This window comes from Nocardia farcinica (assembly GCF_029867845.1).
Classification (GTDB): Bacteria; Actinomycetota; Actinomycetes; order Mycobacteriales; family Mycobacteriaceae; genus Nocardia; species Nocardia farcinica_A.
In genome coordinates this window covers 1-6,946 of sequence record NZ_JARWRU010000659.1, presented here as the reverse complement: position 1 = coordinate 6,946, position 6,946 = coordinate 1, and the positions used below count along the sequence as shown (strand labels likewise).

General features: G+C 72.4%; 5 protein-coding genes and 1 pseudogene. 1 reads left to right on the top strand and 5 read right to left on the bottom strand.

The features are described 5' to 3' along the window. Positions 1–28: 28 nt before the first annotated feature. The 5 genes from QH283_RS14600 to QH283_RS14580 all read right to left on the bottom strand — a co-directional run bounded on the left by QH283_RS14600 (position 29) and on the right by QH283_RS14580 (position 6,055). The gene (locus QH283_RS14600) at positions 29–1,018 is read right to left on the bottom strand and encodes a phytoene/squalene synthase family protein (RefSeq protein WP_280503543.1); all 990 of its coding nucleotides are present in this window, start codon (positions 1,016–1,018) and stop codon (positions 29–31) included. An 83-nt stretch (positions 1,019–1,101) separates the two neighbouring features. Next, positions 1,102–2,811 carry an alpha-(1->6)-mannopyranosyltransferase A gene (locus QH283_RS14595; RefSeq protein ID WP_432420730.1) on the bottom strand — a complete coding sequence of 570 codons (1,710 nt, stop codon included), beginning with the start codon at positions 2,809–2,811 and terminating at the stop codon, positions 1,102–1,104. A 66-nt stretch (positions 2,812–2,877) separates the two neighbouring features. Continuing rightward, positions 2,878–4,461 (bottom strand): phytoene desaturase family protein, encoded by a 1,584-nt coding sequence (crtI, locus tag QH283_RS14590; protein WP_280503541.1) that lies wholly within the window; start codon positions 4,459–4,461, stop codon positions 2,878–2,880. A gap of 206 nt (positions 4,462–4,667) precedes the next feature. Continuing rightward, a complete protein-coding gene (locus QH283_RS14585) occupies positions 4,668–4,913 on the bottom strand; it encodes a hypothetical protein (RefSeq protein ID WP_280503540.1) in 246 nt (81 codons plus the stop codon). Beyond that, positions 4,910–6,055, bottom strand: a complete 1,146-nt coding sequence (locus tag QH283_RS14580; RefSeq protein WP_280503539.1) for a polyprenyl synthetase family protein — start codon at positions 6,053–6,055, stop codon at positions 4,910–4,912. Before QH283_RS14580 ends, QH283_RS14585 begins: the two co-directional genes overlap by 4 nt. A 291-nt stretch (positions 6,056–6,346) precedes the next feature. Between QH283_RS14580 and QH283_RS14575 the strand changes: the two are divergent. After that, positions 6,347–6,919, top strand: a pseudogene (locus QH283_RS14575) (methylenetetrahydrofolate reductase); the annotation flags it as partial. Positions 6,920–6,946: the final 27 nt, after the last annotated feature.

Sequence of the window (6,946 nt, the reverse complement as noted above, 5' to 3'; positions counted from 1 at the left end):
CTCCCGGCCCGATCGGCCCCGGTTCGCGCTACCCGCTCACCCGGCCGGGTAGCGCGGCCCGGACGACCTGTCCCGCCGCGACGGCGAGCTTGCGTCGCCGCGGCACCACCGCGCGTCGCCGGAACACCGCGTACCCGGACTCCTCGATGCGCTCCAGGATTCCCGCGTACAGCACGCTCGCGGTGCGGATGGCCGGGCGCACCCTCGGCGCGAGCAGGTCGATGCCCGCCTCGGCCCTGCGATAGTACGCGCGGTCGAGCTCGATCAGATGAGCCAGCGCGCGTCGCACCCTCGGGTCGGTCTCGCCGCTCGCGCGGCAGTGCGCGAGCAGGTCCTCGTCCACCCCGAAGGCGGCCAGCTCCTCGGCGGGCAGATAGATCCGCCCCCGGTCCAGATCCTCGGCCACATCACGCAGGAAATTGGTGAGCTGGAACGCCTCGCCCAGCGCCGCCGCCGCGGGCTCGGCCTCGGCGCGCGGCCCGACCGTGCCGAGCACCGGCACCAGCTGCAATCCGATCGCGGCCGCCGAGCCGCGCATGTACTCGGTGAGCTCGGCCATGTCGGCGTAGCGGTCGCGGAACAGCGGCGAGCCGGGGACGTCCATGCGCATGGAGTCGAGGAACGTCCAGAAGTGCGCGGGGTCGATGTCGAACCGCCGCACGGTGTCGGTCAGCGCCGCCAGCACGGCGGGCCAGGCCTGCGGCAGTGCCCGCGCGGACGCCGGTGCGTGCACCCGGCCGCCCAGCGCCGCGCGGACCTGCGCCTCGACCAGGTCGAGCAGGTCGACGGCCGAGACCACGGGTGCGGGTCCACCGTCGCCGCCGTCGGGGCCGACGCGGCAGGTGTCGACGCGGCAGGTGTCCACATCGACGATGTCGTCCACCACCCGCGCGAAGGCGTACAGCGCGTGCACCGCCGGCCGCTGCTGGGCGCTCAGCAGGCGGGTGGCCAGGTGGTAGGTGCGCCCGTGCGCCGCCGCGATGTCGCGGCAGCACCGGTAGGCGCGCGGCAGATCCACCGAGGCGAGGTCGACGCCGAGCGGATCGGGTTGGCCGGGATCTCCCGGCGCGGACGCCCGGTTCGGTCCTCCGGCGGGGGTGTTCACGCCCGGGCGGTGGTGGCGGGCTCCGCCGCGGCCGCCCGCACCGGCTGCGCCGCGCGTGGTTTCGCGGGCGGGGCGCTCAGCCGCAGCGGGTCCACGTAGCGCAGCGACAGGGCGGCCACCACGGCCACGAACGTCGCCGCGGCCACGTGCCAGAAGTTGTACAGGCCGATCGACCCGTCCGGCTGGAAGACCAGCATCAGCCAGGTGCAGATGCCGACCAGCACCATCAGCGTCGTCGTGGACAGCGCGAAGCCCGCCGCCAGCGCCAGCGGCCACGAGTAGTACCAGGGCAGCGCGGCGGGGGAGAGGATCACGATGGCCACGAAGGCGATGAGGATGCCGAAGACCGCCTCGCGCTCGGTGTGCCGGAAGCGCCACCAGGTGGCCACCAGCAGCACCACCAGCGCGACCGCGCACAGCATGCGGGTGACGCTGAGCACCGGTTCCAGCCGCAGGCTGGTGAACCAGGTCGTGGCATGCGCCATGACGGTCGGCAGCGACAGCCAGTTGATGATCTTCTTCGAGCCGGAAAGCGCGGTGAGCCAGCCGATTCCGACACCCGCCGCGGCGGTGGCGATCACGAACACCAGCGCGAACACGCTCAGCCCGAGGCCGGCGATCTTGACGAAGGTCCGTGCCGGATGCGGCATGTCGGGACCGGGCTTGGCCGCGTCTGGAGGCCCGGACTCCTCGCTGGAGGCCGGATCTCGCTCGGCGTTCGGATCGCTGGCCGCCCGCTCGGCGGCGCGGCGTTCGCGTTCGTGCAGCATCCAGATCCACACCAGGAACGGCAGGGCGACCCCGGCCATCGCCTTGATGGCAACGCCGATCGCCACCACGACGATGCCCGCCACGTGGTGGCGTTCCAGCACCAGGGCGATACCGGCGCACATCAGGCCGACCATCAGCATCTCGTTGTGCACGCCGCCGATCAGGTGGATGAGCACCAGCGGGTTGAGCACCGCCAGCCACAGCGCCACCGTCGGCCTGCCGCCGAGATGCTTGGTCAGATAGGGCACCGCCCACATCATCAGCGCCAGGCCCGGCAGCATCACCAGCCGCAGCGCGATGGTCCCCGACACCACGTCGTCGCCGGTGACCGTGGTGATGGCGCGTCCGAGCAGCAGGAAAGCCGGGCCGTAGGGGGCGGTGGTGGTGGTCCAGACCGGGCTCACATTGTCCAGCAGCACACCGGGATTGGCGACGGGGCCGACCACGTACGGGTCGAATCCGTCGCGCAGCAGCGCGCCCTGGGCCAGGTAGGAGTAGGCGTCGCGGCTGAACATCGGCACCGCGAACAGCAGCGGGAAGATCCAGATGCCGACGATCGCGCGCAGCTCGTTCAGCGTCACGTGCACCGGACGGCCGCCGAAGCCGAGCGTGCTGCGGCCCAGCCGCACCCAGGCGGTGATCATGGCGAGCACGCCCGCCCAGATCAGCATCGTCGACAGCGCGTAGCCGTGCCCGAACCGCAGCCAGGACAGGTGCAGCGCCTCGAGCAGCGGGTCGCGGGTCCTGACACTGCCCGCCCCGAAGCCGCCGAAGGTGATCAGCGCGGCGCCGACGAAGCCGAGCAGCGCCGCGTGTCCCTCCTGGCTGCGGGCGAAGTCGGCCCAGGCCTGCATCCGAGTGCGGCCTCCACCGGGAACGGCGCCACTCGCGGCGGCGGTGGTGGGGGCTGCGGTGCTCGTGTCGGGGGGATGCATGTCGTGTCGGTTCCCCCGGGCGAGATCGGCGGTCGCAACCGCGTGTGGATATGGTCGGCTGACAGTTTAGTGGTTGCTCGCGGAAGCGCTCGCCCTGGTCCTGGCCGTATCCCCGGAGATGCCGCCGCCTGCGCCGACGATGCGGTGTGCGGCGAGTTTGCCGGACAGCAGGACCGTCGGCACACCGATGCCGGGCACGGTGCCGCAACCGGCGAGGACCACGTTGTCGGCGAAGCCGGGCATGTTCCTGGTGCGGAACGGGCCGGTTTGCCGGAACAGGTGCGCCGCCGCGAACGGGGTGCCGGCCAGCATGCCCTTGTCCCGCCAGGTGGCGGGGGTGTCGAGGTGGTCGACGGTGAAGTGCTCGGCGATGCCGCGGTAGCCGCGCCGCTCCAGTTCGGCCAGCAGTTCGGCGAGATAGGGCCGGGCCGTCCGGTCCCAGTCCAGCGGCGCGCTGTCCAGATTCGGGCAGGGCGCGAGCACCGAGAAGGGCTCGTGGCGGCCGTCCGGGCGGGTGATCAGCAGATCGGGGTCGGTCAGGGCGGGCCGGGTCAGCAGCAGCGAGGGATCGCTCATCAGCCTGCCCTTGCCGCGCCGGGTGGCGATCTCCCGGAAGGTCTGTTCCCAGGCCGCGCCGAAGTCGATGGTGTGATGCGCCTGCACCGGCCAGGCCGCGGCCACCTCGACGGGCACGGTGCCGTGCGCGACCACGGCCGAGGGCGAAGCCCGCAGCCCGCGCCTGCGCCTGCCGCCGAACCGCTCGATCGAACCGAGGTCCGCGGTGAGCACCACCGCGTCGCAGGGCACCGAGCTGCCGTCGGTGAGCACCACCGCGGTGGCGCGCTTGCCCGTGTACTCGATCCGGTCGACCTCGCTGTCGCAGACCAGCGTGCCGCCCGCGTCGGTGAGCGCCGAGGCCATGGTGGCCGCCACCGCGCTCATGCCGCCGCGCGGGAAGTACACCCCGAGCGAGGTGTCCATGTGCGGGATGGCGGCGTAGACCGCCAGCGCGTCGGCCGGAGCCATGCCCGCGTACAGGGCCTGGAAGGTGAACAGCCGCGACAGGCGGCGGTCGGTGAGCAGCCGGTCGATCTTCGCGCCGAGCCTGCCGAAACCGCCGAGGCGCACCAGATCGAGCAGCGCGGCCCGTTTGGCGCGGGTGCGCACCATGTCCAGGGGCGAGTCGAAGTTGTCGTCCATGAACTCGGCGAACTCGGCCCGGTAGATGTCGGCCAGCCAGGCCCGCAGCCGCCGGTATCGTTCGGCCTCGGGCGCGCCGCAGGTGCGCGCGACCTCCCGCGCCATCGCCTCCTCGTCGGCGAACACCCTGATCTCGGAGCCGTCGGCGAAGCGGGCGTGATAGCTCGGCGTGAGCGACAGCACCTCGAGCGGCACCGGCGCCGAGGCGCGGGTGTGCCCCACGGCGGCCAGCGCCTCATCGACCAGCTCGGGCAGGGTGAGCACGGTCGCACCGGAATCGATGCGGTAGTCCTGGCCGGTGTAGTGGCCGACCCGGCCGCCGGGATGGTCGGCGCGTTCGAACACCGTGACCTGCCTGCCCGCACCGGTCAGGTGCAGCGCCGCGGCGAGCCCGGACAACCCGGCGCCGACGACGACGATCCGATCGGTCGGTCCCGCAACGGTTTTCATCCGGCTCCCTCTCCTTCGGCTCGCGTCGAACCGGCCGGCTTCCCGCTCCTGAGGGGAGCCCGCCGCTCGGCTCCCGGCACTGTGCCACCCGGTGCGGAGGTTACCCCCGGCAGGCCGGAGCACCCGGGCGCGCCCGGCTTGCGGCGGGCACGCGGGGGTGGGGCCGGACCCCGGCGAGGCCGGGCCGGTGCGGACGGAACCGGGATTCAGTCCTCGAGGACGGTGTCGTCGAGCGCGTCGAAGTAGTCGTCGGCGAACAGGTCGTCCTCCGGGAGCGCCGAACACGACCGGGGGACCGGGAATTCTCGCCGCGTCGGCAGCGAGGCGCCGAGGATCACCCGGCGTTCGGTGAGGGCGGCCAAGGCCTTGCCCCGGCGCTTGCCGGTGCCGCGCGGGGCAGGCCCGGCCCCGACGGTGATCACCCGATGAGCGGGCGACACAACGGCTTTCATGCAGTCCTCCTGGTAGCGGCCAGCGCCATGTCGCGAAGGGTCTGCTTCGCGGCCGGGGTGGCCGAACTGGTTTCCAATGCGGCCAGGCCGCGGTCGGTGAGATCGGCGATGCGGCGTTCCACATCGTCGACGGCGCCGAGCTCGACGAGCACGGCGCGTAGGCGTTCCACGTCCTCGGCATCCAGATCGGTGCCGATGCTGTCCCGCAGCAGAGCCGCCGCGGTGTGGTCTGTGTCGTCGGCCCGGCGCAGCGCCTCGGCCAGCAGCACGGTGCGCTTGCCCTCGCGCAGGTCGTCGCCGGAGGGCTTGCCGGTGACCTCGGGGTCGCCGAACACGCCGAGCAGGTCGTCGCGCAGCTGGAAGGCGATGCCGATGTCGGTGCCGAAGGTGCGGTAGGCCGCGATCAGGCCCTCGTCCGCGCCCGCCAGCGCCGCGCCGAGGTGCAGCGGCCGCTCCACGGTGTAGGCGGCGGTCTTGTAGCGGTTGATCCGCAGCGCGGCCTCCACCGAGTCGTCGCGCCCGGCCTCGCCGTTGATGTCGAGCAACTGCCCGCCGAGGACCTCGGTGCGCATGAGCGCCCACACCGGGGCGAAGCGGGCGAGGGCGGCCTGGCTCAGCCCTGCCGCGTGCACCATGTCGTCGGCCCAGGCCAGCGCCAGATCGCCGACGAGGATGGCCACACCGATGCCGAAGTGCGCGGGATCGCCGGACCAGCCGCGCTCGCGGTGGCGCTGCTCGAAGTCCACGTGCACGGTGGGAAAGCGCCGCCGGGTGCGGGAGGAGTCGATGATGTCGTCGTGCACCAGCGCGCAGGCCTGGACCAGTTCGAGCGCCGAGCAGGCGGTGCGGACCGGGCCCGCCTCGCCGGCGTTCTCGTCGCCGCCCGCGCCGAGCCAGCCGTGCCAGGCGAAGGCGGGCCTGGTGCGCTTGCCGCCGCGCAGCACGAACGATTCCAGGGTGTCGGCGGCTTCCTCGAACACCGGCCCGAGAGCGGAGACGGTGGGGCGGCGGCTCGCGAAGAACGAGACCAGCGCGGCCTCCACGGAGGCGATGAACTCCTCGGACCCCAGCCTCGGCGCGGGAGTCCCGGCGGCAGGGGTTCGTGTCGGAGTACCGGGTCCGGCGGACAGAGGAACCTCCAAGGTCACGGTGTCTGAGCTGTGTGTCGCAGCTGCGCGGAAGTCGGGCAGTATTTCGGTGCTGGTGTGCTCGGCGCGGGTTCCGGTCCGGGAACATCGCGCCGACGTTTCGCGGCAGGCGTGAGCGCGCTCGTGTGTGCGAGTTCACGATGCTGCCGACACGAAGAATACTCGCATGTGCGCAAGCTGTGCCCACCGGGCTCAACTTTGTCGGAAACAGCGTCTCTACCAGCTGATATGTCAGGAACGCGCGCGCGGGCACTTTCGCCGGGGCCGCCTCACTACACTGGACCGGTGACTTTCGATCCCGCGCCCGCGTCCATCTCCGGCACTCCGTCGGTGGTGCAGCGCCTGCGGGCCCACGAGGGCCGTGCGGTGCCGTTCTCCGTCGAGTTCAATCCGCCCCGCGACGCGGCGGGCGAGGCCAGGCTGTGGCGGGCGGTGCGCGAGTTCGAGCGGATGCATCCGGCCTTCGTGTCCATGACCTACGGCGCGGGCGGCTCCACCAAGGACAGGACGGTGCGCGTCACCGGCCAGCTGGCGCAGGAGACCACGCTGCTGCCGGTGGCCCACCTGACCGCCGTCGGGCACAGCGTGGCCGAGCTGCGCTCGCTGGTCGGCGCCTACGCCGACTCCGGCATCCGCAACATCCTGGTGCTGCGCGGCGACCCCCCGGGCGACCCGCTCGGCGAGTGGCACCGCCACCCCGAGGGCGTGGAGTACGCCGAGGAGCTGGTGCGCATCGTGCGCGACCTCGGCGACTTCCACGTGGGCGTCGCCTCGTTCCCGCAGGGCCACCACCGCTCGCCCGACCTCGATTCCGACACCGCCTTCCTGGCCGCGAAACTGCGCGCGGGAGCGGAGTATTAGATAACCCAGATGTTATTAGTCGTG